This window comes from Galactobacillus timonensis, assembly GCF_900240265.1.
In the GTDB taxonomy this organism is placed as follows: Bacteria; Bacillota_I; Bacilli_A; order Erysipelotrichales; family Erysipelotrichaceae; genus Bulleidia; species Bulleidia timonensis.
On the sequence record NZ_LT964739.1, the window covers coordinates 1586314 to 1611947 of the forward strand.

A 25634-nucleotide genomic window follows, 5' to 3' on the forward strand; every position below is an offset into this window, starting at 1 on the left:
CATGGAAAAATATTACGGAAATCTGGAGCAGCAGCTTCGCGCCTGCTGCAGAAGCGGGCAGACGCCGCTGCATATGCCGGGACATAAGCGCAGAGTCTCAGTAACGGGAGCCATCGACAGTACGCTTGATTTTACGGAAGTCGAAGAAACGGATGATCTGCATCATGCGGAAGGGATCCTGAAAGAAGCGATGGAGCGGACTGCTGCTCTCTATGGCGCCAAACGGACCTGGTATCTTGTCAATGGCAGTACGTGCGGCAATCTGGCCGGTATCGCGGCAATGACCCGTCAGGGTGATGAAGTAGTCGTCGGGCGCAACTGTCACCGCTCTATCTTTCATGCGCTGCAGCTGCGCGGCCTGAAGGTGCACTGGGTGATGCCTGCGTACATTGAGGAGTATGGCATTTATGGCTCTCTGTCGCCCGCAGCGGTGGAACATGCGCTGCAGAAGTATCCGCATACGCGTGCCGTTATTCTGACCAGTCCTACCTATGAAGGCGTGATCAGTGACATTGCCAGTATTGTCACCGCAGCCCACGAAAGGAATATTCCGGTCTTTGTGGATGAGGCACATGGTGCCCATCTTGGCTTTGGGAGCTTTCCTGAAAATGCAGTTCAGTGCGGGGCAGATCTTGTCGTCCAGAGTCCGCACAAGACACTGTTCTCGGCAACACAGACGGCCTGGCTACATTTGAACGGGAATCTTGTCTCTCAAGAAAAGGTTGAACAGCAGCTTGGAATCTTTGAAACATCGTCGCCATCCTATCCTTTGTTGATGAGTCTGGACGGCTGCACAAAAGCATGGCATGACCATGGCGGAGAATTCGCATCCCGCTGGATGAACATGCTTGCGGAGTTTGACCGTGAGGCCGGCGGACTGTCGAATCTTTCCATTCTTTGGCATGACGGCAAAGACCAAAGAGACGGCTGCATCTTTTCCTATGACCCGGGAAAAATCATGATTCACAGTCCGGTGTCCGGAGAGAAACTTCTTCATCTTCTCCATGATCAGTACCGTTTCACACTGGAAATGGCAGAGGGAAACAACGTGCTGGCAATGACCAGTGCCGCCGATGATCCTGCCGAGATTCATCGCTTCGCCCAGGCTCTTCATGAAATCGACGACTGCATTTCAGAGGGCGAGGAAAAGAGGGATGATCCTGCCGCAATGCAACGTCTTCCTGCGGCGGTCATGAATATTCAGGATGCCGTGGAGAGCAATCATGTTTCATTGCCCCTGTTTGAAGCGGAAGGGAAGATTGCGGGTGAATATGTGTTTCTTTATCCGCCGGGAATTCCGATGATCGTTCCCGGGGAAGTCATTGAACCGGCGCAGCTGGATTTCTTCCGCAGAGCAATGCAGAAGGGTTACAGAATCCGTACCAGTGAATCAGCAGATGATCATGTTCTGGTCTGTCGCGAAAATCAAGAATATGAATGAAAAAAAGGGGCTGTAACAGTTGAATGACTGTTATGGCTCCTTTTTCGGCGGTCTGATGTTAAAGAAGTTCAAGAAAGTTGAAATCCATGTTGATTAAATACATGCTTGCATGTATAATTAAGGTATGAAAAATGCTGATCTTGTTTTCGAAGGACCCGATCAGCGCACTTATTATAACGCTGTTCAGCTGGCCCTGCCTCTTAATCTCTTTATCAAAGTGCCTCAGGATGACACCCTTTATTCGTTTCTCGGTGCGGTGAAAGGAGTGAACTTCAGCCGTTATGTGAAACCAATCCGTTCGAATAACTCCCGCAGTCATGACAGAGGTATGCTCGTTAAAGTCATTCTCTTTGCCTACATGAATCGCATTTATTCCCTGGAAGATATCGTCCAGCACTGTCGGACCGATATCCGGTTCATCTATCTCTCTAATCAGGAAATGCCCAGTAAAATGGCCTTTTCGCGTGTGATGAATCAGCTCACTGAATCCATTGACAGCCTCATGAAGGATCTCAACCTGGATATTATCAACGAGACTGGAATTGATCCGAACACTCAGTTCGTAGATGGCACGAAGATCGAGGCGAATGCGTACAAGAATTCCTTTGTTTATAAGAAACGAATTCTGAATGCACGTGCAGATCTCTTCCGCGATATTACCAAAGCGGTCACCTCACTGAATCTCGCTTATGGGTACTATTACGAAACCAAAGTGAGATACTCTGCTTTGGAAATATGGTTCATCGTTCAGTATCTGATGGATGTCATGGTTCATGAAAACATTCAAATTCAGTACGGAAAAGGAAAGCGCAAGTCAGACATTCAGAAGCGGTATGATCTTCTGCTTGGCTACGCAATACGGCTCAGCGGCTATGAGACCTGGCTTTCTATCATTGGTGACAGGAACAGCTGCTCAAAGACGGATCATGATGCGACCTTCATGGCTACCAAATGGGATTATTACAACCGTTCCGGTGTAACACGCCCCTGCTATAACTGCCAGATCGCCGTTTCAGAGGGATTCATTGTAAACAGCGATATCTATCAGACGCCTGGAGATACGGTCACCTGGGAACCATTTATGGAGCGATTCCACAGCTTATACGGTTATTATCCCAGGGATCCGACGGCTGATGCCGGATATGGAGGTTATGACAATTATCTGTATAACATCCGGCATGGAATAAATCTGGTTCAGAAGTTCCCGATGTACGGCAAGGAACACGACAGAATGTTCAGGAAGAATCACCCATTTAATACATTCAACTGGGGTGTTGATAAAGATGGCTATCGGATCTGTCCGAATGGAAGAAAGTTCGATCATTATGACGGAGACAGAAGTTCAATTTCACGGGCAGGAAATCTGACCATTCTGCAGAATTATTCAGAGCCAAAACATTGCGAAGGCTGTCCACTGAGAGACAAATGTATACCGAAGTACAACAAGCGTGGATATCGTCAGAACAGCGTGAATGTTGTGGGTGAAGAGCTGAAAGCGGAAGCCAGAAAACAGCTGGATTCAGAGAAAGGAATCGAACTGAAAACCAAGCGCAGCGAGCAGGCGGAAGGTGCCTTCGGAGTGATTAAGGAAGACATGAGATTTACCCGATTCCATAGAAGAGGAATGAAAAACGTAAAAATGGAATTTCTTCTGGTAATCATGGGATACAATCTCCGCAAATATCACCACTGGCGTCTGACTGTGAAGAAGCCAGAGCAGAATTCACTGATGAACTAAAGCGAAAGACAGTAAGAAATTTTCATGGAACTAACAAAGATGTTTTTAATGCGTGCTGATTTGATACCGTCAGCCGCTTTTTCATATTGCCGGAGAATGAATGCTCGAGCACTATCATTCACCATGCAAGAAAAGGGGCCGTAGCAGCCTGAGCAGATTCTAAATATGCTCAAACTGTTACAGTCCCTTTTCATCAGAGCTGATTTTGCGATGAGCAGCTGCTTTCGCATTCTTCATCGCACGGATCCGTGCTTTTTGAAGCAGAGGTCTGGCCGCGCATTGCCGCAGCTACCTGGATCATGATTGCGCACTCAATCCGCTTGCGGAAGATCTTGCAGCCGTATTCATAGGTGCCGTGAATGTCACCTGTGGAATGGTAGGCATTGGCCGCGCATCCGCCGGCGCAGTACAGCTTCGCCCAGCAGTCTTTGCACTCGGGACGGCTGTAGACGTTGCAGGACTTGAACTCATCGCGCAGGGCGGTGTTTGTAATGCCGTGGTAAATGTCGCCGAGCTTATAGGCAGCGTCACCAACGAACTGATGGCAGGGGTAGAGATCGCCCCAGGCTGTGACAGCGACATATTCTGTTCCTGAGCCGCAGCCGGAAATGCGCTTGTAGATGCAGGGTCCGTGGGCAAGGTTGATCATGTAGTGATAGAAGGTGATGGGATGACCTTCCTCTTCCCGGCGGACCATGTCCCTGGCAAGAATTTCATACTGTTCAAACAGCTTCGGAAGATCTTCTTCCGTTAATGCGCTGGGACTGGAAGGATCGGCGACCACCGGCTCCATGGACAGCTCTGTGAAGCCGAGGTCATCGGCCATGTGGAACAGGTCTTTGGTGAAATCCGTGTTGTAGTGCGTAAACGTTCCGCGCATGTAATAGTTCCTGTTGCCGCGCGCCTTGACCAGCTTCTGGAAGTTTGGAACGATCGTGTCGTAGCTTCCTTTGCCATTGATATCGACGCGGAAACGGTCATTGACTTCCTTGCGGCCGTCAAGGGAAAGGACGACGTTATAGCACTCTTTGTTTGCCCATGCGATGACTTCATCATTCAGGTTGACGCCGTTGGTGGTCAGAGTGAAGCGGAAATTCTTGCCCTTTTCCTTTTCGATACTGCGTGCATAGGCAACAATCTGCTTGCAGACGTCGAAGTTGACCAGGGGCTCACCGCCGAAGAAATCAACCTCGAGATTGCGCCGCGTTCCTGAGTGCTCGATGAGAAAGTCGATGGCCCGCTTTCCGGTTTCAAAATCCATGAGACCGGCTTTGCCATGGAACTTGCCCTGTGCCGCAAAGCAGTAGGAGCAGTTGAGGTTGCAGGTGTGGGCAACCAGCAGGCACATGGCCTTGATGACATTGGACTGATTCTTGAGCTTCGGCGCAAGATCCGCAAAGGTGTCGCTGGTGAACAGTTTTCCCGCATCAATGAGCTCCTGAATGTCACTGAAAACATCGTCGATGTCGCTGTCTGAGATGCCTTTTGCGGCATAGTTCTTCTTCAGCCGGGCAGAGGCTTCTTCTTTCGTGCAGCCCTGATCAAGCAGAGTGATCGCATCATATGTCACATCGTCAGTGACGTGTACGCTGGCACTGTAGGTGTCCAGGACGATGTTGTATCCGTTCATTTTGTACTGATGAATCATAGGTTCCCCTTCCATGAAAGAACCGGAGAGCTGATGAATCAGCGCTCCGGTCATTCGTTCTGTGTTACTTATGAGCAGCGATGCTTACTTGGCCTGCTTGTTTTCGCAGCTCTGATTCGCAATACCGCAGCTCGTCTTGCAGGCGCTCTGGCAGGAAGTCTGGCACTCGCCGCATCCGCCGTTTGCTGCACTGTCCTTCATGCTGCGTGTATCCAATGTCACAATGTGCTTCATTCTGCTTTCCTCCTCGTCTATGACAGTATCTTTCTTTCGAAACCTTACTCGTATGGTATGCGTCGAAACGCGCCTTGTCAAGTTTGACAAGGATGACTCATGGCAATCAGATATCCGCTCAGCAGCTGCAGGCCGCGGCGCAGCGTTTCGGGTTCTGCCGTAAAGGTGAGACGCAGATGGTAATCGCAATCAAAGCAGCTTCCCGGCACAAAGAAGACACCTGTATCCCGCAATAGATCGCGGGCAAGATCTTCACTGTTGATCGGGGCATCGTACTTCAGAAAGCCGACGGTTCCGGAAACCGGCATTTGAATCGACATGCGGGGATCCGTTTTCAGCCACTGCTCAATGACGGCCTGGTCCTCTTTAATGCGGCTGCGGCTGCGGCAAAGCAGCTGATCCTTGTTTTCAAGCGCAATCAGAGCCAGCGTGTCCCGCAATGGTCCTGTTGATATCATGGAATAGTCGCGGCGTTCGTTGATCTTGTCGATCAGCTTCCTCGGCCCCTTGATCCATCCCAGGCGCAGGCCGGCCAGTGAGAATAATTTGGAAAGCGAAGAAGTAGAGATGCCGAGCGGATAGAGATCGGCAATACTGGGAAACTGTGGATCCCGGTACACCTCGTCACAGAGGATGTAGCTGCCGCAGCGTTCTGCATATTGCAGCAGGGCCTGCAGGATCGTTTCATTGAGCATTGAGCCGGTAGGATTGTTCGGCATGTTGAGGATTACGAGCCGGAAACGGTGACTGGCAAATGCTGCGGAAATATCTTCCAACTCCGGCTGCCAGCCGGTCTCTTCATGAAGCTTGATTTCCGTCACTTCACAGCCGAGGGATCTTGGAACATCAGAAAACTGCTGATAACCGGGTGAAAAAGTAAGCACCTGATCGCCTGACTCCAGCAGGGTGTTCATGATCAGTTCATTGGCATGCAGGCAGCCATCCGCGAGCGTAATGTCATCGATGGTACCGGTCTGATACAGGCTCAAAATACATTTGCGAAGAGCCTCGTTACCCGGGATGACGCCATAGTCGAGCTTCAGGTCATGGAGGCGATCGCCAGGATCCATGGCCGTCAGCTGCCGGAAGGTGAGAGGGCTGACGCAGGTGTCCGTCAGATTGTAGACGGCATCATTTTCGTAGATGTTCATCCACTGTTCGGTTTTGAATGGGGGCAGTTTCATAGTCTGTTTCCGTTTTTACTATACCTTATCTGTCATTTCACTGCTGATGGAACGGTGCGCAGTGCATCCGTGCATGAAAAGCGGCCGCAATTGCGGCCACCGGATTGCCTGTTTCAGTCGTAGAGAACCTTGGAGAGGAAATCCTTGGCCCGATCGGTACGGGGATTGGAGAAGAAGGCTTCCGAAGTGTTCTGCTCCACGATTTCGCCGTTATCAAGGAAGATGACCTTATTGCCGACCTTGCGCGCAAATCCCATTTCATGGGTGACGACGAGCATCGTCATCCCCTGATTGCCAAGGTCACGCATGACTTCCAGCACCTCTTTGATCATTTCCGGATCGAGGGCCGACGTCGGTTCATCAAACAGCATCACTTCGGGATTCATGCACAGGGCACGGGCAATTGCTGCACGCTGCTGCTGGCCGCCGGACAGCTTGGAAGGATAGGAATCAGCCTTGGCTTCCATGCCGACCTTCCTGAGATATTCCATGGCGATCTCTTTGGCTTCCTGTTCGCTCTTGCCAAGAACCGTCATCGGTGCAAGCACGCAGTTTTCCAGTACGGTCTTGTTTGCAAAGAGATTGAAGTGCTGAAAGACGAAGCCCATCTTCTTGCGCTGGGCGGCGTAGGCTGCCTTATTGCCCGGGTCCATCAGAACGTCATCGAGATAGATACTGCCGCTGTCCGGGGTCTCCAGGCCGTGGATGCACCGGCAGAGGGTGCTTTTTCCGGATCCCGAAGGACCGATGAGGCAGACAATGTCGCCGTCTTCAATTTCCAGGCTGACGTCCTTGAGTGCCTTCAGTGCTCCGAAGGTTTTGTTCAGGTGTTCAACTTTGATCTTAGTCACTTTGGGCCAGCTTCCTTTCCAGCTTCTTTGAAAAATACGAGGTAATGACCGTCATGATGAGATACAGAATACCGGCAAGAATCAGCGGATCCAGATAGTCATAATACCGGGCGCCGAGGATCTGCGAACGATACAGCAGTTCCAGTGCGCCGATGTTGGAAATCAGCGAACTGTCCTTGGTCAGCGTAATGAACTCAGAGACCATCGGCGGAATGATATGACGGAACGCCTGCGGAAGGATGATTTCCTTCATCATCGTCTTGTATCCGATGCCAAGGGTGGCGCACGCTTCCCACTGACCTTTGTCGACGCCCTGGATGCCGGAGCGGATCAGTTCCGTCTGGTAGGCGCCGGAGTTGAAGGAAAGGGAGAGGAGACCGACGATGTACGGGTTGGCAGTCATCCGGCTGCCGGTGATGCGCTGATAGAGAACCGGAATGCCGAGGAAGAAGAACAGGATCTGCAGCAGCATCGGGGTGCCGCGGAACAGCTCGACATAGATGTTGGCAATAACATGGAGAATTTTGGAATGCGACAGCTTGGCTGCTGCCAGCAGGATGCCGATGACGCATCCGATGGCTACAGCTCCCAAGGCTAAAAGCAGGCTTATGCCTGCTCCCTTGATTAGAAAGATGAGATTTTCAGAGGTAAAGATATCTGCCATCCGCTGCTCCTGTTTTATTCGATGCCGTACTGTTCTTTCAGACTATTGTAGTCGTCGCTGTCCAGGAATGCGGCAAGGGCCTTGTTGACGGCATCCATAAGTTCCGTGTTGCCTTCCTTGGCAATAATGTGGCACGATTCATCAAGCAGCTTACCGTCGAGCATTTTGAAGCCGCCGGCAGCGACATAGTTCTTGGCAACGGAGATATCGAGGATGACAGCGTCATAGCCGCCTGCCTTCAGTGTTTCGATGGCAACGCCCATATCTTTAACAGCCGTGGTATTGTCCGGCGAAACTTCCTCAGCAACCGTCTGGCCCGTGGAACCGAGCTGGCAGCCAAGCGTCTTTCCCGCAAGTTCATCGGTAGAAGTGAGGGGGCTGTCATCCGGAACCAAAGCAACCTGTGCCGATTCATAGTAGGGATCGGAGAAGAGTACCTTCCGGTCTTCGGCATAGGTGAAGCCCGAGATGCCCAGGTCAATCTGATCGGCCTGAATTGAGGAGATGATGGTGTCGAAGCTCATCTGTTTCCATTCATGTTTGTAGTTGTAGCCGTTTTCGTTGAGCCAGTTGAAGATCCATTCGCCCATGTCATAGTCGAAGCCGGTCAGCTGGCCGTCTGTGGTCAGATCATCAAACGGCGGATAATCCGGCGAGATGCCGATGAGAATCGTCTGTCCATCGCCTACAGCTGCGGCTGCCGTCGAAGCAGCTGCGGAAGAAGCGGCGTTTGATGTGGTAGATGCGGATGCGGCAGCGCTGCTGGATCCGCAGGCCGCCAGGCTCAGTGCCATGCCGGCTGTCATGATTGATTTCCAGATTTTCGTGTTCATTTTTTCTTTCCTCTCTTTGTTTGTGTGTTTGTGCTTTGAATGGATAATGCCAGTATCAGTTCGTCGGTCGTTTTCGCTTTCGTTCTGCATCGCATCACCTCCATTCGCCTCAATAACAGAAAAAGCCGTCTCTTTTGCAGAGACGACTTTGATCGCGGTACCACTCTGTTTGCCAGCCGTTGGCTGACCACCTCAATCCGTTAACGCCGGCAACGTTTCTTCTTACTTTTTTTCAGAAGAACTTCTCCCAGATGCGCTTCTCTGCCACCGGTGCCGCCGGACTTCCACTCTGTTCCGGCTCGCTGGTGGGCGATGGCAGATACTCTTCTGTTCGTTGAACTTGTCATTAAAGTATCCCATGGGAGGCGGGGTGTCAATCAAAATTACAATAGTTTTCTGAAAAAGTTGAAAAATAATATGAAAAGATCGAAGAAAATTTTCGGACTACAATGATGAATAAATGAGGATACAGAGATGACAGAAAACGGCGCCGCAGCAGTAAAAAAGAATAAAGGAAAGGGACGGAAACGGAAACGGCTTGTTCTATTCCTTGTGCTGGCCCTGTTTCTTTGGGGTTGTTTCTATTTCGGCTCGTACTATCACGCCGATGACACGGCACTTGCGGCACTTGAAAGCGATGATACGGTGCAGGTAACAGAGATTCCGGAAGGCGGCTGGCTTTTTGACGGACCTACGAAGGATACAGCGATCATCTTCTATCCCGGCGCGAAGGTGGAAACCTCAGCCTATGCACCCTTGATGCACAGGATTGCGGAAGAACGTGCGGATGTATTTCTTCTTGACATGCCGCTGCACATGGCGTTCTTCGGCATCAATAAAGCCGATCGCATCCGGTCGGCTTACGGTACGTATTCTTCATGGTTTATGGCCGGCCACTCGCTTGGTGCGGCGATGGCGGCACAGTATGTCTCAGAACATCTCGATGCGTATGATGGCCTGATCATGCTTGCCGGCTATCCGACAAAGGATCTGCATGCGGATGGTTTTTCGCTGCTTAACATCTATGGCTCCAATGATGGTCATACCGGTATGCTTGCGAAGAACCCGCAGTATCGTCCGCAGGATACAACCGAAGTTGTGATTGACGGCGGAAACCATGCGCAGTTTGGCAATTATGGTATTCAGAAGGGGGACGGGATAGCGGATATTTCTGCCGCCCGGCAGCAGGAAGAAACCGCGGAAGCCGTTGCAGCATTTCTTTCTTTGCACTGAAGCCGGCTAGAACAGCATCGTTTTGTCTTCGCCCATTCCCATCATTCCATCGAGGATGTACATGGTCCCGTCTTCGTCGCGGACATAGCCGCTTAACTCACCGAATGTTACGTAGTAGTCGATTGAGATGATTCCGGCATGCAGGACCATGGGGCTGATGCCCTGAACAAGGAAGCGGATACGAACCATATCGTGTTCATCGTTGATGAGCCAGACACTTTGGCCGCGAAAATCTTTGGACTGAGGCCGGCGCTGGAATGTGACGGGCGGCAGAAGGCTGGTTTCGCCCTCTTTCCAGATCAGGTTTTCATTGTATTTATCCTGATCCATGGACTGGTTGCGGGTCAGATTCAGGGCGAGGAACTGTTTTCTGCCATTGTGTACATTGGTGCCCATGGTCGTTACCCAGTCGTAGTGCATGCGGCGGGGATAATAGCCGCGATGATCGTCGACGACGGCGGTAGTATCTTCGTTCGAGAATATTGTTTCGCCATTCAGAACAAGTTTTCCTTCGGCATGGAAAAAATCTTTCTGGCTGTACAGCGGACGATTGGGGCCGAAGGGAATACTGACGACGCTTGGTCTGGAAATACGGGTGAGATGAAAATCGTAGGAGATTGTATCGCTGGATGATGAATTACTTCCGGTATGGTGTCCACTGAGGTGGCATGCTCCATTTTCGAAAGAATTCTCATAGCGTATATGGCTTGTCTTTGTTTCGGCTTCCGTGATACTGCCATGCAGAAGATTGGGGGCGATGTGCGTATCCCGGCTGGCAAGGTTTGTATCCCAGGTCGTTACTTTTTTCGTACGCCTGTCGAAGAAAATGTTCAGCGTTTTGCCGAAAAAACCCATGTCACAGACGACGGCCAGCAGGACGCCTTCCTTGAGACTGATTTCGGTCGCTTCCCAGAGGGTCAGCCTGTAACGGTTGAGAATCTGCGGGGCACGGGTCGGCTTTCTGGCACGGAGAAGGTCCATGGATTCGAATTCGCGATCGAAGGTTCCAAAGACGCAATTGCCGTCAGCGTCTACGAGCTCTTTTGAGACGGGTACACTGCGCCGGCAGGGGTCGATAAAACGGCTGTAGTTATTCATTATGATTTCCTTTCCTGATTCTTTCCTGCCTCAGTATAGGACGTTGAGATCGAAGGCGTCAAATGACGGGAAACGCATCGAATGTAAGAAATGTAAGAATAGGCAGGAAAAAGTGGAAACTGTTTCAGCCTGAGGGACAGAAAGTGAAAGAAGTCAGGCGGGGTTCAATATAATGGAAAAAGCAGGGAGAAACAGACATGGAAAAGAAGAATATTGACTGGAAAAATCTGAGCTTCAGTTATCAGCCGATTGATCAGCGCTATGTTGCGGATTATGTCAACGGCGCCTGGACGGAAGGCAGGCTCAGCAGCGATCCGATGATTACGATGAGTGAGTGTGCAGGGGTTCTGCAGTACTCGCAATCTGTATTCGAGGGACTGAAGGCTTATACAACCAGAGATGATCATATTGTGTGCTTCCGGCCGGACCTCAATGCCGAGCGGATGTACAACAGTGCACTGCGCATGGAGATGCCGCCGTATCCGAAGGACAGGTTCGTGGAAGGCGTCAGGGAAGTCGTCAGCGCCAATGCCGCCTGGGTACCTCCGTATGGAACAGGAGCGACCCTGTATCTGCGTCCGTATATGTTCGGCATCAGCCCGGTCATCGGCGTTGCGCCGGCAAAGGATTATCAGTTCCGCATCTTCGGGACTCCGGTCGGCCCTTACTTCAAGGGCGGCGTCAAGCCGATTGTCGTCAAAGTCAGTGATTTCGACCGCGCAGCTCCCCGTGGGACGGGCCATATCAAGGCCGGCCTGAACTACGCCATGAGCATGCATGCGATCGTGACGGCGCATCAGGAGGGATTTGCCGAAAACATCTACCTCGATGCGGCGACCCGTACCAAGGTTGAAGAAACCGGCGGCGCCAACATTCTTTTCGTCGATGGTGACAATACGCTTGTCGTCCCGAAGTCGGACACGATTCTTCCTTCCATCACGAGACGTTCACTGGTCTATGTTGCAGAACATTATCTGAACATGAAGGTCGATGAGCGGCCGGTGTACTGGGAAGAAGTCAAGGAACATAAGTTCAAGGAATGCGGCCTGTGCGGAACGGCAGCCGTCATCTCACCGATCGGAGAGATCAATGATCATGGTACGATCATCGATTTCCCTTCCGGGATGGAAGAAATCGGACCGGTGATGAAGAAGCTGAGAGAGACACTGCTTGGTATTCAGATGGGAGAGATCGAAGCTCCCAAGGGCTGGATTTTCCAGATTGCCTGAACAAAACAACATATATATTTTTTTGCACCTTCAGCGACCATTGATCATGCGTACAACGGCGGGGTCAAAGAGGTCGATGTTTTCCTCCTGGTCACTTTAGAAGGTTGAGCAAGTGCTGGTGATCGGGACTACAATAGCACCTGTGAAAAATAGACATGGAAAAACACAGATCGATATGCTGGAGGGCAGCCTTGGTGACAAGATCCTTTTCTTTGCGCTTCCGTTGGCTGCAGCCAGTATTCTGCAGCAGCTGTTTAACAGCGCGGATCTGGCGGTTGTGGGACGGTTTGATTCGGCGGCGGCGATGGCTGCGGTTGGCTCCAATGCGCCGGTCATCAATCTGATTGTGTCGTTGTTTACAGGACTTTCGGTAGGGGCAAATGTTGTGATTGCGTCGATGGTCGGAGCTGGGCGTCAGAAGGAGTGTCCCCGCGCCGTTTCGACGCTGTTTACGATGGCCCTGCTGTCGGGCGTTGCATTGATCTTCATCGGGCTTCTGCTGGCGCGGCCGATTCTTTCTCTGATGGGGGCGCCGGCTAATGTGATGAATCTGGCCAGCGAATATCTGGAAATCTACTTTCTCGGCATGCCGTTTGTCATGATCTATAACTTCGTCAGCGCTATTCTGAGGGCCCGGGGCGATGCGCGGCGGCCGTTGATTGCGTTGACGATTGCCGGTATTGCCAATGTGTTTCTGAATCTGTTTTTTGTGATCGTTATGGATTTGTCTGTGGCGGGCGTTGCGATTGCGACCGACATTTCCGGTGCGATCAGTGCAGCCATTGTTACCTGGGATCTGGCACATGAGGAGGAAGATTTCCACCTGAATCTTCGTCATCTTTGTCTGGATCACCGATACATTGTGAAAACGGTAAAAATCGGTCTTCCGGCAGGACTGCAGGGTGCGGTATTCGCTTTGAGCAACGTTGTCATTCAGACGGCAATCAACAGCTTCGGCGCCAATGCCATCGCCGGCGCAAGCGCCGGTTCCAATTTCGAGTTCATGTGCTATTTCATCATCAATGCGTTTGCCCAGACGGCGGTTACCTTTACGTCGCAGAACTTTGCGGCAAAGAAATTCGACCGGTGCAAGCGCGTGCTGCGCTGGTGCTGGGGACTGGGAACGGTGCTGACGCTGGCGCTAAGCCTGGTCTTCTGGTTCGGCCGCGGCTTCTTCATCCGGTTCTTTACGGAGGATCCGGAAGTCATTCAGTATGCCTATGTCCGTATGCTGTTTGTCAGTACGCTCGAAATCGGGACGGGACTCTATGAAATACCGGGCGGGTGTTTGCGCGGGATGGGCCGCAGTATGACACCAGCCTTGCTGACGATCCTGGGGTCGTGCGTCTTCCGTCTGATCTACATCAATACGATCTTTCTGCGCTTCCGCTCCTTTGAAACACTGTTTATGATCTATCCCGTTTCGTGGCTGTTAACCGGTGCGATGGTCATTTCGGCGTACTACAGCGCACGAAAGCATCTCTTTGTGATGTAAACGGGGAAGATCGCTGTGAATTCTTCTGTTTCCTATTGTTTCATCATGGAGTAAACTGCTAGAATATCAGCGCAAAAGAAAGAAATTGTTTGGAGGATAGTATGGCAATCGAAGCTGGAGATTTTAAAACAGGATTAACCGTCATGGTTGATGGCGATCCGTGGGTCGTCCTGGAGTTCATGCATGTGAAGCCGGGCAAGGGCGCCGCAATTCTGAAGACGAAGATGCGCAACCTTAAGACCGGATCGACACAGGAGCGCAACTTCAATGCAAACACGAAGTTCGAGCCGGCAATGATCGAGAAGAAGGCAGTCAACTATTCCTATGAAGCAGGTGGAACCTACAGCTTCATGGATATGGAGACCTATGAGACCTATGATCTTTCCGCAGAACAGATCGGGGACAACAAGTATTTCCTGAAGGAAGGCATGGAGTGCTACCTGATGATTTTCAACGGTGACATTCTCAACGTTCAGCTGCCGGATAAGGTTGAACTGACTGTCGCTGAGACGACACCGGGTGTCAAGGGTGCCAACTCTTCGCAGACCAAGGATGCGACGACTGATACAGGTTTGACGCTGCGTGTTCCGCAGTTCATCAATACCGGTGACGTCATCATCGTTACTACGGCTGATGGGAAGTATTCTTCGAGAGCTTGATCAAGCTCTCTTTTTTCTGTCTGTATGAAAAGAATTGTTCTGATTACCGGAGCTTCGAGAGGGATCGGTGCCGCCACGGCACTGAATCTTGCCGGGGCCGGGTATGATATTGTCATTAACTATCATCATTCCAAAGATGCGGCGGAAGAGCTGCAGAAGAAAATTCTTACTTCCTTTCCCGTCCGGTGCATGACGTTCTGCGCCGATGTATCAAAGGAAGGAGAAGTCGAGGCCATGGGCAGCGCCGTGGAAGATATGCTGGGCAGCGTATCGGTTCTGATCAACAATGCGGCAGTCGACCTTTCCAACCTCGTTCAGTTCAAGACGGCAGATGAATTTCGCCGCGTTCTCGATGTCAATGTCGTCGGCGCCTACAATTGCGCGAAACGCTTTGCGTCAGGCATGAAAGAAACAGGCTATGGCCGCATCATCAATGTATCCTCCACCAACGGCCTCAACACTTACTATCCAATGAGCTTTGACTACGATGCTTCAAAGGCGGCTTTGATTTCCCTGACCCATAACATGGCACTGCAGTATGCGCCGAATGTTCATGTCAATGCGATTGCGCCGGGCTTCATTGGAACGGAAAGTGAACTGGATGGCTATGATGAAGAATTTCTGAAGGAAGAGTGTCAGAAAATTCTGGTGGAACGCTATGGAAAACCGGAAGAGGTAGCGAGCCTCATCCGGTTTCTGATCAGCGATGACGCCGATTATATTAACAACACGGTGATCCGCATCGATGGCGGACAGAGGGGAAGCTGCTGAGTTTCCTCTTTTATTGTTCCTGTTCGATCCGGGTCAGTGCCAGAAGGATACTGAGCTTTCCGTACTCCGGCGTCAGGCCGCCCTGGATATACAGGGTATACGGTTCAATGACCGGAGCGTCGGCGGAAAGTTCAATCGTCGAGCCCTGGGTGAAGCAGCCGGCAGCCATCACTTCATCGAAGGGGTAGCCGGGCATCGGAGCCGGAAGAATATGGACAAAGGAATCAATCGGCGACGCATTCTGAATGCCCTGCGTGAAGCGGACAAGATTTTCCTTACTGCCCAGTTCCACCGTCTGGATGATATCGGTACGGTATTCATCCCAGCGCGGCGACACATTGTGGAAGTCGAGCTTTTCCAGCATCCAGGCACAGAAGGCCATCGACTTGAGAGCGCTGCGCACAGCACCCGGAGCCATGTAGATGCCCTTGAAAAAGGAAATGTTCTGATTGAAGTTGGCACCCTGTTCCTTGCCGATGCCGGGTGCCGTCAGACGGTCGGCGACCATTTCAATGACGTCCCTGCGTCCCGCAATGTAACCACCGGTCGAGGCGATGCCGCCGCCGAGGTTCTTCATCAGAGAGCCGACAACGACATCCGCGCCGGCGTGGCCCGGTTCCTCTTTTTCAACCAGTTCGCCATAGCAGTTATCGACCATGATGAGAACTTCATCATTCACTTCCCGGATCTTCTGAATCAGGTGACGGATTCTGGCGATCGTCAGTGATTTGCGCTGCGAATAGCCGCGGGAACGCTGAATCTCGACAAGCTTCACATCCTTTTTCGCGAGGCGGGAAAGGATGCGCTCTTCGTCAAACTCATTGTTCACAAGATCAATCTGTTCATACTTGACGCCGGCATTTTTCAGGGACTGGCTTGAATCGCCGCTCAGACCGATCATTTCCTGCAGAGAATCATACGGCGTGCCGGTCAGGGAAATCATCGTATCTCCATGTCTTAACAATGCAGAAAATGTGAGCCACAGTGCATTGGTTCCGCTCATGATCTGCGGACGTACCAGGGCATCTTCACATCCGAGAATTTCAGCAAAGATCCGCTCCAGCTTGTCGCGTCCCTCATCGTAATTGCCATAGCCGTTGATATCGGCAAAATCGGTATAGGAAACATTGTTCTTGATAAAGGCGGAAAGAACGCGGTCGGAATTGTACATGCAGGTTCTGTCGATTTCTGCATAGATATCCTTCAGGGCAGTATCCGCTTCTTCTGCCATCGTTAACAGTTTCGAATCAATCTGATCCTTGATCATAAAATTTCAGGCGAGGAAACCCACGGATTCATTCGTGGGAGGAATCGCCTTTCTCCTTTCCAGCAACGCCCCTGCGTTGCAATGCTGAACTGAAAACTTTCTGAAGCTCAGCGATCCACCGCTCACTTTGACACCGTCAAGTGTGCGAATATCCATCTGCCCAGATGCCCTGCGCCCGAATATGAAATACGTGTTTCTGGCGTACTTCACGGAGTCAAACAGCCGGCACCCTTTCACCACATGAGGGGCCTGATTGCGTTTGCGGATACCGCCTTTCAGGATCTTGTTTTTGTGAATCTGGCGGTTATGCCTCCGCACAGCTTTGGCAAAATACCAGACATCATCCGGCACGGCGGTGAAGTGCTTGCTGATGACGATGGCATCGTTGATGTGAGACTTTTCGATGCGATACAGATCACGGTACAGCTTCGTGATATAGCCGTATGTTCCATTCACCGGGATGCCTGGTTCTGCGCGCAGACGCTCCAGCATCGTTTTGCGCATAATGCCCATGAATGCCGCATCGCGCAGAGACTTTGTGCTGCGTTTAGCTTTACGAGCATGAAGCGTTTTTGCGCCGGCATGAATCGCTTTGTGGCAGTCTTCACACAGCGTGATCAGATTACCCGGCGCATTGCCACCGGTTTTGCGGCTTTCCAGATGGTGCACATGGAACTGCACACCATCACCGTGCTTCCCGCAGCACTGACAGGTGTAGTTATCACGTTTCAAAACATACTGACGAACGTTATAACTGTCGTACATCTCGCCAAGCTGATAATCAGTGCCGACCGGAAGGGGCCTGCCTTCTTCCACCGCCTTCATGCGCTGTGTGTCAAACTCTGCAGTCTCTACATGAACTTCCGTAATCGGAAGAATCTGCTGTACGTGTTTGATCGCAGTGATGTGCTCCTGGATCTTTACCTCAACAGACGGTGCCAGCCAGCCTTTGCGCTTGGCATGCACACGATTGTCGAAACGCACTTTGCGGTAACGCGTCTTACGATTCCGGCGGGATCTTCTATTCTGCCGCCTAACAGACATCAGATTTACGACGTCATTGCGAGGCGTCAGTTCTTCTGCAAACAGAACTTCTTTTTCAGTTGTGGCGGCAATGCCGATATGCTTACTTCCGGCATCAACGCCAAGTGATACAGGCTGCTTATATCCCGAACTTCCATACAGAAGCCGGATCGTGAAAGGCATCTGCTTCGCAACAACTGCTTTCTGCTGTTTCAGCAGCAGCCTTGCTTTTTTCGGATTACACGGCATCAGCGGATTGCCGTGTTTGTTAAGCACAAAGACTTTCATAATGCCGTCCTTTCATTAAGTGCCAGATCAATGACGGAGAACAGATCTCCGTCCGGCATCTGGCTGCCGTAGTGAAGCAGAATGCCGGTCTGCTTCGATGCCTTCGCCAATGTTGTCAGTGCTTTTTACACCTGCCGCACCGCTCCTTTCCCTCAGAGCTTTTAACGACAGGTCCAAGAGCCGCAGATTAGGCATTACGTCCACGGGTTTGATGACAGAGACAACGTAGTACTGTTAGCGCACATGGCTTGTGCAACAGTACTCAGGCTATTCAGTTAGTGCTTGCGCACTACGGCATGAGGCGATGGGATCTTTTACAATCCCACGTGCTTCANCGTCCACGGGTTTGATGACAGAGACAACGTAGTACTGTTAGCGCACATGGCTTGTGCAACAGTACTCAGGCTATTCAGTTAGTGCTTGCGCACTACGGCATGAGGCGATGGGATCTTTTACAATCCCACGTGCTTCAGCCGTGGGTTACTGAAGGTTATCTCCTTGCACAGCCTAACCATTATCGTCCAAAGGAATGGAAAATGCAGAGAAAATATAGCGGGATATCATAGATTAGGGTTAGCAAACTGAGACTGGACAGTACAGCAGGGGGGGTGACTATGAGCAATGCCTATACAGCCACCCGGGTGGCCTATGTCATCACATCGATTGTCGCAACGATCGGGATCTGGTATCTTTTCATCCGCATTTACCGCCATATTCACCATCAGAAGTGATGAATTAAATCCATCCCCGGTAATGGATCATCATGCTTGCGGGGAAACGGAAGGGATGGTAGGATATCCCCGTAAGTTAGGAATACCTAACTTATTGAGGATGCCATATCTGATGAATATCTGATCGATTTCTTTTCACCGACACTTGCGTCGCTGAAAACAGGGAGTCTGTTCAACAGCCCCTATGAATCCGAAGAGAAACTGCAGCAGTGGCTTGCCGCCAAGAACAGTAAGCTGAACCCGCGGAGGATTCACCTGATGCTGTTACGGCGCTGCAGCAAGCATTCGCTGATCTACGTCTATCGGCCCAGTGCACTGGTGAGCGCCCTCAAAGAGAAGGATGTTCAGGCGTTTCTCAGGGAATGCGGATATCCTGCGCCGGGAAACATGGCTTTGTGCCTTTCTCTTCTGAAACAGAGGACCGCAGACTGCGGCCAGCAGTTTCCGCACGAAATCGGCATCTTTCTCGGCTACCCGCTCTATGACGTTCAGTGCTTTATCCGCTACCATGGCCAGGGCTGCCGGAAACTCGGGCTGTGGCAGGTGTACGGCAACGTCGAAGAGTGCAATCGCTGTTTCATCCGCTATCAGAAATGTACATCGGTTTATCGCCGCTCATGGTCGCTGGGCAGAAGCGTGGTTCAGCTGACCGTGGCCGGTTGAAATAACAAAGAAAGGAAAAATATTATGAGCAAAGTAGCAGTCGTTTATTGGTCCGCAACAGGAAATACAGAAGCCATGGCAAATGCCGTCAAGGATGGCGCAGCCGCAGCCGGCGCAGATGTGACGCTGGTACCCGCCTCCTCGTTCAGCGCTGGTGATGCAGCATCGTATGATGCCTTCGCCTTCGGATGCCCGGCCATGGGTTCCGAGCAGCTGGAGGAATCGGAGTTCCAGCCGCTGTGGGATTCTGTCAAGGGAAGCCTCGGTGGAAAGAAGACCGGCCTCTTCGGTTCATGGGGCTGGGGCAATGGCCTGTGGATGGACAGCTGGAAGGATGATGCACTGTCCAGCGGCGTCAATGTCGTTGATACGGTGATTGCCGAAGGTTCCCCGGATCCGGCAGCCATTGCGGCATGCGAGGATCTCGGCAAGGCCCTTGCCTGAAAAAAGACAAAACAGATACAACAGACAAAACAGAAAAACAGTAATAAAAAATGCCTTCATCGGGATGATGAAGGCATTTTCTGTAGGTTTCAGAGTTCCAGAAGCTGTTCCACATCAGTTCTGTCGAAGATGACTGAAGAGACGTGCCGTGTCTCAATCTGGTACAGCGTGTTGGCTGCGATATGTTCGGCAGCCTGCTCGATGGCACGTACACCCGGCTCATTGGCGCAACGGTCGATCACTGCCTGCATACCGTCTTCGGTGAGGACGCATTCCTCTTTCTTCATGCCCATGCGCTTGAGGATCTTGGGCATGACGTAGTCGCGCAGAATGATGATTCTTTCTTCCGGCGTATAGTCCGAAATGTGGATGACGGCAAAGCGGCTCATCAGAGGTCCGCTGATGCGGCTGAGATCGTTGGCGGTCGCAATCGGATAGACGCCGTTGGTCGGAATCGTGCATTCCATATAGTTATCCGTAAAGCCGAGGCCGTCCAGCAGTGTCAGCAGGGTATCCGCAGGGTTGCCGCCGCCGGCACTGTTGGAATCTGCCTTGTCCAGCTCGTTGATAATGACGACCAGGCGGCTCGAGCGGGCATTGACGAAGGATTCCATGATCTTTCCCGGCTTGGCGTTGGAATAGATGCGGGGAGATCCGGTCAAAGCTTCCGGATCCTGAATCGTGCTCATACTGAAGGATGCGTAGGGAAGTTTCAGAATTCTGGCAACGGCATAGGCAATCTGCGACTTTCCTGTTCCCGCCGGACCGACCAGCAGAAGACCGTACGCAGGAAGTGTATGGGTGCGGTTGATCTGAACGATCGTTTCAATGATCCGCTGTTTGACGCTGTTCATGCCGTACAGCTCTTCATCGAGAATCCGGCGCGCTTCATACGGATCGATGGAAGGGAAGAAGGAACTCTGCCACTGCACCTGCAGCATCAGTGACAGGGCGCGTTTGGCATGGCGCTGTTCCTCGGGCGAGATGGTGCTGGACTTTGCCAGAGCGATGTTCTGATAGCACCAGCTGCGGATATTCTTCGGCAGCGTATCCCCGGCCGCGGAAAGAAAGTTGACGATGTTTCCAAGGTCTGACAGTACCATCGATTCATTGACCCTGGTTTTGACATCGGTGCCTTCCTCTTCTTCCTCGTCCCTGTTTTTGGGAGGCGTGGAGGTTTTCAGGCGGCGGATGACGAACTGCAGGAAGGCGTCGTTGACATCCATCCAGGCTTCGTTGCCGTTGGGATCCGTAGCTTCCATGTGGGTGATGGCAAAGCCTTCTTTGTTTTCTTCACCAAAGAGGCGGACATAGATATGGCTGGAGCCGAGCCATTCAATGAACTTGATGTAGCGCTTGTCGATGGCGGCAATGTCGAAGCGGAGAATCTCACCGTTATCCTTCTTGGATTCGAAGGCGTGGCTACGCTCCGGATTGGTGAAGGCACCGATCAGGGGAGCCTTGATCCGATGATCCTCATCAAAAAGAATGACGATCGGATTTTCCGTGGTGAAGTCGCTGGCATAGGAAGTCAGAGGGCGGAAAGGGGGATGGACGACTTTCGGACTCTCGGATTCCGATTCCCTGTTTTCGCCGGTGTTCTGCCCGCCGGCGGTGGCCACGGCGGAAGCGCTGCTGCCCAGCGGGGCAATGACACCCAGGCCGCGGTATGTTTCCAGAACGGTATCGATCTCGGCGTCACTGACGGTATGGTCCTTGTTCATGCTTGCCCAGAAATCACTCATCTGTTCCTTGGCATTGGGGGTCGCAAACGGGGTGTAACCCATGTGATTTGCGGCAAGCAGTTCATCAAACGTCATCATATTGTTGTCTCCTGCCTCTCTATCATACGGTCAACTGCACCTGTCTTGAATCAGAATAATATTTACAATCAGGCCTTTCTGTTTCAGTAGAAGAATCGGGCATTGATGCTAGAATAGAACCGCATTTTTAAAGAAATTGTCGGATTTGGAGCAGGGTTTGGAGTTATGAAAATTATTCTTGCGGGCTGTGGTAAAGTCGGCTCTACATTGGTGAAGGAACTGACGGCGGAAGGCCACGATCTCACCGTCATTGATCAGAACGGGGCGGTGATGGAAAGTCTGATGGAGAGCTATGACATCATCGGTGTGCAGGGCAATTCCGCTGCTATGTCGGTTCTCGAAGATGCGAATGTGCAGGAGACACAGCTGCTGATTGCGGTAACGGATGAAGACGAAGTCAATCTTCTGACATGTCTGACGGCGCATGCGATGAATCCGCAGATTCACACCATTGCCAGAATCCGCAGTTCCGATTACCGGGAACAGTCCTACCGGATGCGTTCGCAGTATGCCTTGAATATGATCATCAATCCGGAAGAGACGGCTGCCTATGAAATTGCGCGTCATCTGCAGATGCCGGGCTTCCTGAAGATCGAGAGCTTTAACCGCAGTGCGGCCATGATGGCGGAACTGCGCGTCAAGGGCGGCAGTAAGCTGGACGGGCTTCTTCTGAATCAGCTTGGCTCCGTGGTCAAGTCGCGGATTCTGATCTGCGCCGTGCAGCGCGGCGATGCGTGCATTATTCCGGATGGAAGCTTCCGCATGCAGCCGGATGATCTTCTGTACATCACCGGTGCCCAGGCATCTTTGGCTGATCTGCTCAATGAGCTTGGCGTCATTTCACGCAAAGCACGCAGCGCAATGATCGTCGGCGGCAGCCAGACGAGCTATTATCTTGCGCAGGAACTGCAGAAGAGCCGCATCGATACAACCATCATCGAGATTGATCCTGATAAGTGTTCGCTGCTGGCATCGGAACTGGACAAGGCAACAATTGTGCAGGGGGACGGCAGCTCGCAGGACTTCCTGGAACAGGAGGGCATTGCAAGCTTCGATTCCTTCATTACGCTCACGGGTCTCGATGAGCTGAACATCGTCATGTCCATGTATGCAAGTGAACGTAATGTTCCGACTGTTGTAACCAAGCTCAGTCATGCAGAAAACAACCGTATTCTGGACCGCCTTCCGATTGGAACAACCATTTCGCCCAAAACTCTGGTGTCCGACGGGATCATCCGTTATGTGCGGGCGATGCAGAATAAGAAGGGTGCTGCTTTGACCATTCATATGATTGCGCAGGGCAAGGGCGAGGCCATCGAATTTAATGTCGATGATGATACGCTCTATACCGATACGCCGCTGAAGGATGTGCCGACGCGGAAAAATGTCCTGATCGCGACCATCAGCCGCGGCTGGCACAGTGAACTGGCAACGGGATCTTCTGTCTACCACAAGGGTGATACGGTAGTCGTTATTGCCAACAGTGATCGCCGCATACTGAAGCTGAACGATGTTTTTGAGGATGCCGCATGAATTACCGGATGATTGCCAAGATCCTCGCTAAGATTCTTGTGATGGAAGTGGCTCTGATGGTTCCGGGAGCGGTTCTTGAGGCTGTGGATCATAATCCTGTCGGGGTTCGCTCCTATTTCCTTAGCTGGGCTATTATTCTTTTCGCTGCGCTGCTTTTGTATCTGATCGGCCGCAAGGCAAGACACGGTTTTTATGCCCGGGAAGGTCTGGTGACTACGGGATTGACATGGCTTTTGATGTCATTGCTCGGGTGTCTTCCTTTTTATATTTCCAGAGAGATTCCGCGCTACATCGACTGCGTCTTTGAAATGGTATCGGGTTTTACGACGACCGGTTCATCGATTCTGAATGACGTGGAGGCGATGAGCCGGGGCATGCTGTTCTGGCGCAGTTTCTCGCACTGGGTTGGCGGTATGGGCGTTCTTGTTTTCCTGATGGCGGTTGTTCCGCTGGCGAAGGAGAATGAGGGCTATACATTGCATATTCTGCGTGCGGAAAGTCCGGGACCGATTGTCGGCAAGCTGGTTCCGCGCATGAAGCAGACGGCTTCCATTCTTTATATTCTCTACATTGCGCTATCGATCATTAACTATGTGTGTCTGAGAATTGCGGGGATGCCGTGGTTTGATGCGATGTGCATCATGTTCGGTACAGCCGGTACCGGCGGCTTCGGGGTGCTGAACAGTTCGATGGCTTCCCATTCCCATGCGGCGCAGACGGTGACCACCGTGTTCATGTTCCTGTTCGGTGCAAACTTTTCCGTCTACTATCTGCTGCTTCTGCATCGCGTGAAGTCAGTCTGGGTGGATGAGGAGCTGCATCTGTATCTGGCTGTCATCGGCATTTCGATTGCCCTTGTTACCCTGAATATCTATGCGCTGTACGGTACGGTGCGGGAGTCTCTGCATCAGGCAGCCTTCCAGGTGGCAACGATCATGTCTACCTCAGGATTTGCGACAACGGACTTCGATCAGTGGCCGGTATTCTCGAAGACGATTCTTTTGATTCTGATGATCGGCGGTGCCTGCGCCGGGTCGACGGGCGGCGGTATGAAGATGAGCCGTCTGCTGATGCTGTTCAAGACGCTGCGGCGCAATATTCATGTCAATCTGCATCCGCATGAAGTGGAGCGTGTACGGGTCAATGAGCGTCCGGTGGAGGAGATCATTCTGCGCAACCTCAACGGATATCTGACGGCCTACGGTCTGATTGTTGTCCTGAGCATGCTGATTATTTCGCTGGACGGTTTTTCAATTGAAACCAATCTTTCCGCGGTTTTGGCAACCTTTAACAATATTGGTCCGGGTCTTGGTGCGGTGGGACCTGTGCATAACTTTTCGGGATACAGTGTACTTTCCAAGATCGTTCTGATTTTCAATATGCTTGCGGGACGTCTGGAAATCTACCCGATTCTGATTCTGTTTTCACGGACTACGTGGCGTCGTCATTGAGCGGTATTCATATTCTGAAACTTTCTAGTCTGCTCTGGTCATGTGCCCGTATCGGGATGCTTTGTTCAAGGCAGACCCGGATCTGTGACTATTCGAAACAGAAGTGACTTTTCAGCAAAAATCCCTTTTTGCACAGTGTTGGTAAATCTGCGTCTAGAACCGCTTAGTCATGCGGTTCTACGGAATAGTAATCTCGATATCTTAGCGTTTCTGGGATATATAGTGAGCTCACCAGCAGTACTTTGACTTTTTCCAGCGGCTCTGCAGGCGGATTCATCAGAAATGCAAACAGATCCAGATATCCCTGCAGTTCATCGCGTTCAAACCCGGAATGTGATCTCAGGAAAGCTTTCAGCAGAGCACATGCGTGGTTCACTTCTCTGAGAGGATTGTCCTTATCATCCAGTCTGATCAGATCTCGTGAATTATATTTCTTTTCGGTAAGGTTCAGATCCGATACCAGAATTGAATGTGAACGCTCACTGTCATGGATCAGTATGGAGCCTTCCTGAATATGCTGGCTGAAGGCATTCCAGGTACTCTCTTTCGTAGGCTTTCCTTGATGGTTTTCGTAGATTGCAATTGTCTGCGTGCCATCAGTTCCAATTGCGATACACATCTTGTTTCTGGATATGCCTCTGTATTGTTTGCCGTCAATCAGCTGCCTGTGCTTTTTTCCCAGATCCCAGTATGTTTCATCGATCTGAACATTTCCGAACAGCACAATGTTCTCCTGATAGTTATCTAAGATTTTGAACAGCTTCGCATCCCAATATTTCGTTGTTGTGAAGGAATTACGGCCATTCTTTGAGGCAAGACTCATACTTTCATAACCGATAATTCTCAGGAGCTGCTCAACCCATTCTGTGTACGGTATTTTATGATCTTCAAAAATGGTCCCGGTTGTGATGGTGAATGTCCTTCCGCAATCTTTGCAGAGATACCTGTTTACGCCATTTGAAGTATGACCGTACTTGATGAAGTTTTCTGATCCGCAATGTCTGCATTGAAAGACCTGAAATGCATTCAGAAACTCTGCTTCTCCGGATTCTATCAGGCTTTGATGCCTGCGATCAAAGACTTCCACATACTGATCCTTAATGAACTGCTCGTACGGCGAAAGACTCTCCTTATAATCCCAGGGCGTACGGCGCCTGGAAGAGGTAAGCGATTGATTATACATTTGTGGTAGACCTCAATACTTAAGTAAGCAGTCATGAGGAGGCCTACCACAGCTAACTCAGAACCACTTACCAAAGCGTTTTAGCTTTCTAGCCCCGTCGGGCTATCCAAATTATAGATTCTTCACCAACACTGTGCAAAAGCGGATTAT

General features: G+C 51.3%; 21 protein-coding genes, 1 pseudogene and 1 other annotated feature. Of the genes and pseudogenes, 11 read left to right on the plus strand and 11 right to left on the minus strand.

Going from position 1 to position 25634, the window contains the following annotated elements:
• Position 1: 1 nt before the first annotated feature.
• Entirely contained in the window at positions 2-1441 is a 1440-nt protein-coding gene (locus tag C1714_RS07490; protein WP_102342599.1) for an aminotransferase class I/II-fold pyridoxal phosphate-dependent enzyme, read from the plus strand.
• Between the two features lie 124 nt (positions 1442-1565).
• On the plus strand, positions 1566-3179 hold the full coding sequence (locus C1714_RS07495; protein WP_102341520.1) for a transposase: 1614 nt from the start codon (positions 1566-1568) through the stop codon (positions 3177-3179).
• A 193-nt stretch (positions 3180-3372) separates the two neighbouring features.
• Here the strand turns inward: C1714_RS07495 and scfB are convergent, their stop codons facing one another.
• The 6 genes from scfB to C1714_RS07525 all read right to left on the minus strand — a co-directional run bounded on the left by scfB (position 3373) and on the right by C1714_RS07525 (position 8593).
• On the minus strand, positions 3373-4881 hold the full coding sequence (gene scfB / locus C1714_RS07500) for a thioether cross-link-forming SCIFF peptide maturase (RefSeq protein WP_245305077.1): 1509 nt from the start codon (positions 4879-4881) through the stop codon (positions 3373-3375).
• Between the two features lie 30 nt (positions 4882-4911).
• Complete coding sequence (scfA, locus tag C1714_RS07505; protein ID WP_102342600.1) at positions 4912-5061, minus strand: six-cysteine ranthipeptide SCIFF; 150 nt, start codon at positions 5059-5061, stop codon at positions 4912-4914.
• Positions 5062-5138: 77 nt separating this feature from the next.
• Positions 5139-6245 carry an aminotransferase class I/II-fold pyridoxal phosphate-dependent enzyme gene (locus tag C1714_RS07510; protein WP_102342601.1) on the minus strand — a complete coding sequence of 369 codons (1107 nt, stop codon included), beginning with the start codon at positions 6243-6245 and terminating at the stop codon, positions 5139-5141.
• Between the two features lie 113 nt (positions 6246-6358).
• Positions 6359-7096, minus strand: a complete 738-nt coding sequence (locus C1714_RS07515) for an amino acid ABC transporter ATP-binding protein (RefSeq protein ID WP_102342602.1) — start codon at positions 7094-7096, stop codon at positions 6359-6361.
• A complete protein-coding gene (locus C1714_RS07520; protein WP_102342603.1) occupies positions 7089-7760 on the minus strand; it encodes an amino acid ABC transporter permease in 672 nt (223 codons plus the stop codon). Before C1714_RS07520 ends, C1714_RS07515 begins: the two co-directional genes overlap by 8 nt.
• A gap of 14 nt (positions 7761-7774) precedes the next feature.
• Entirely contained in the window at positions 7775-8593 is an 819-nt protein-coding gene (locus tag C1714_RS07525) for a transporter substrate-binding domain-containing protein (protein ID WP_245305078.1), read from the minus strand.
• Between the two features lie 135 nt (positions 8594-8728).
• Positions 8729-8937: a binding site (T-box leader), on the minus strand.
• A gap of 130 nt (positions 8938-9067) precedes the next feature.
• Between C1714_RS07525 and C1714_RS07530 the strand changes: the two genes are divergently transcribed.
• The gene (locus C1714_RS07530; protein WP_102342604.1) at positions 9068-9826 is read left to right on the plus strand and encodes an alpha/beta hydrolase; all 759 of its coding nucleotides are present in this window, start codon (positions 9068-9070) and stop codon (positions 9824-9826) included.
• 6 nt (positions 9827-9832) lie between these two features.
• Here the strand turns inward: C1714_RS07530 and C1714_RS07535 are convergent, their stop codons facing one another.
• On the minus strand, positions 9833-10924 hold the full coding sequence (locus C1714_RS07535) for a DUF2804 family protein (protein WP_102342605.1): 1092 nt from the start codon (positions 10922-10924) through the stop codon (positions 9833-9835).
• Between the two features lie 194 nt (positions 10925-11118).
• On the opposite strand from C1714_RS07535, the pseudogene C1714_RS07540 reads away from it, so the two are divergent.
• From C1714_RS07540 to C1714_RS07555, 4 genes and pseudogenes are all read left to right on the plus strand, one after another.
• A pseudogene (locus C1714_RS07540) lies at positions 11119-12153 on the plus strand (branched-chain amino acid aminotransferase); the annotation flags it as partial.
• A 142-nt stretch (positions 12154-12295) separates the two neighbouring features.
• A complete protein-coding gene (locus tag C1714_RS07545; RefSeq protein ID WP_210115273.1) occupies positions 12296-13648 on the plus strand; it encodes an MATE family efflux transporter in 1353 nt (450 codons plus the stop codon).
• A 101-nt stretch (positions 13649-13749) separates the two neighbouring features.
• The gene (gene efp, locus C1714_RS07550; protein WP_102342608.1) at positions 13750-14307 is read left to right on the plus strand and encodes an elongation factor P; all 558 of its coding nucleotides are present in this window, start codon (positions 13750-13752) and stop codon (positions 14305-14307) included.
• Positions 14308-14331: 24 nt separating this feature from the next.
• Positions 14332-15078, plus strand: a complete 747-nt coding sequence (locus C1714_RS07555) for an SDR family NAD(P)-dependent oxidoreductase (protein ID WP_102342609.1) — start codon at positions 14332-14334, stop codon at positions 15076-15078.
• 10 nt (positions 15079-15088) lie between these two features.
• Here the strand turns inward: C1714_RS07555 and C1714_RS07560 are convergent, their stop codons facing one another.
• Both C1714_RS07560 and iscB read right to left on the minus strand, forming a co-directional pair.
• The gene (locus C1714_RS07560; protein ID WP_102342610.1) at positions 15089-16345 is read right to left on the minus strand and encodes a methionine gamma-lyase family protein; all 1257 of its coding nucleotides are present in this window, start codon (positions 16343-16345) and stop codon (positions 15089-15091) included.
• Between the two features lie 6 nt (positions 16346-16351).
• Positions 16352-17656 carry an RNA-guided endonuclease IscB gene (gene iscB / locus C1714_RS07565; RefSeq protein ID WP_102342611.1) on the minus strand — a complete coding sequence of 435 codons (1305 nt, stop codon included), beginning with the start codon at positions 17654-17656 and terminating at the stop codon, positions 16352-16354.
• Positions 17657-18510: 854 nt separating this feature from the next.
• Between iscB and C1714_RS07570 the strand changes: the two genes are divergently transcribed.
• Positions 18511-19050: a DUF3793 family protein gene (locus C1714_RS07570; protein ID WP_280952015.1), complete on the plus strand. Its 540-nt coding sequence runs from the start codon at positions 18511-18513 to the stop codon at positions 19048-19050.
• A gap of 24 nt (positions 19051-19074) precedes the next feature.
• The gene (locus C1714_RS07575) at positions 19075-19494 is read left to right on the plus strand and encodes a flavodoxin (protein ID WP_102342613.1); all 420 of its coding nucleotides are present in this window, start codon (positions 19075-19077) and stop codon (positions 19492-19494) included.
• Between the two features lie 89 nt (positions 19495-19583).
• On the opposite strand, the gene C1714_RS07580 is transcribed toward C1714_RS07575, so the two are convergent.
• Complete coding sequence (locus tag C1714_RS07580; RefSeq protein WP_210115274.1) at positions 19584-21317, minus strand: AAA family ATPase; 1734 nt, start codon at positions 21315-21317, stop codon at positions 19584-19586.
• Positions 21318-21482: 165 nt separating this feature from the next.
• On the opposite strand from C1714_RS07580, the gene trkA reads away from it, so the two are divergent.
• Together trkA and C1714_RS07590 are read left to right on the plus strand one after the other, a co-directional pair.
• Positions 21483-22850, plus strand: coding sequence for a Trk system potassium transporter TrkA (gene trkA, locus C1714_RS07585; RefSeq protein ID WP_102342614.1), 1368 nt, complete (start codon positions 21483-21485; stop codon positions 22848-22850).
• Positions 22847-24301 carry a TrkH family potassium uptake protein gene (locus C1714_RS07590; protein WP_102342615.1) on the plus strand — a complete coding sequence of 485 codons (1455 nt, stop codon included), beginning with the start codon at positions 22847-22849 and terminating at the stop codon, positions 24299-24301. The genes trkA and C1714_RS07590 overlap by 4 nt, the downstream gene beginning before the upstream one ends.
• 163 nt (positions 24302-24464) lie before the next feature.
• Here C1714_RS07590 and C1714_RS07595 read toward each other — a convergent pair whose 3' ends face one another.
• Entirely contained in the window at positions 24465-25484 is a 1020-nt protein-coding gene (locus C1714_RS07595) for an IS1/IS1595 family N-terminal zinc-binding domain-containing protein (protein ID WP_102341728.1), read from the minus strand.
• Positions 25485-25634: the final 150 nt, after the last annotated feature.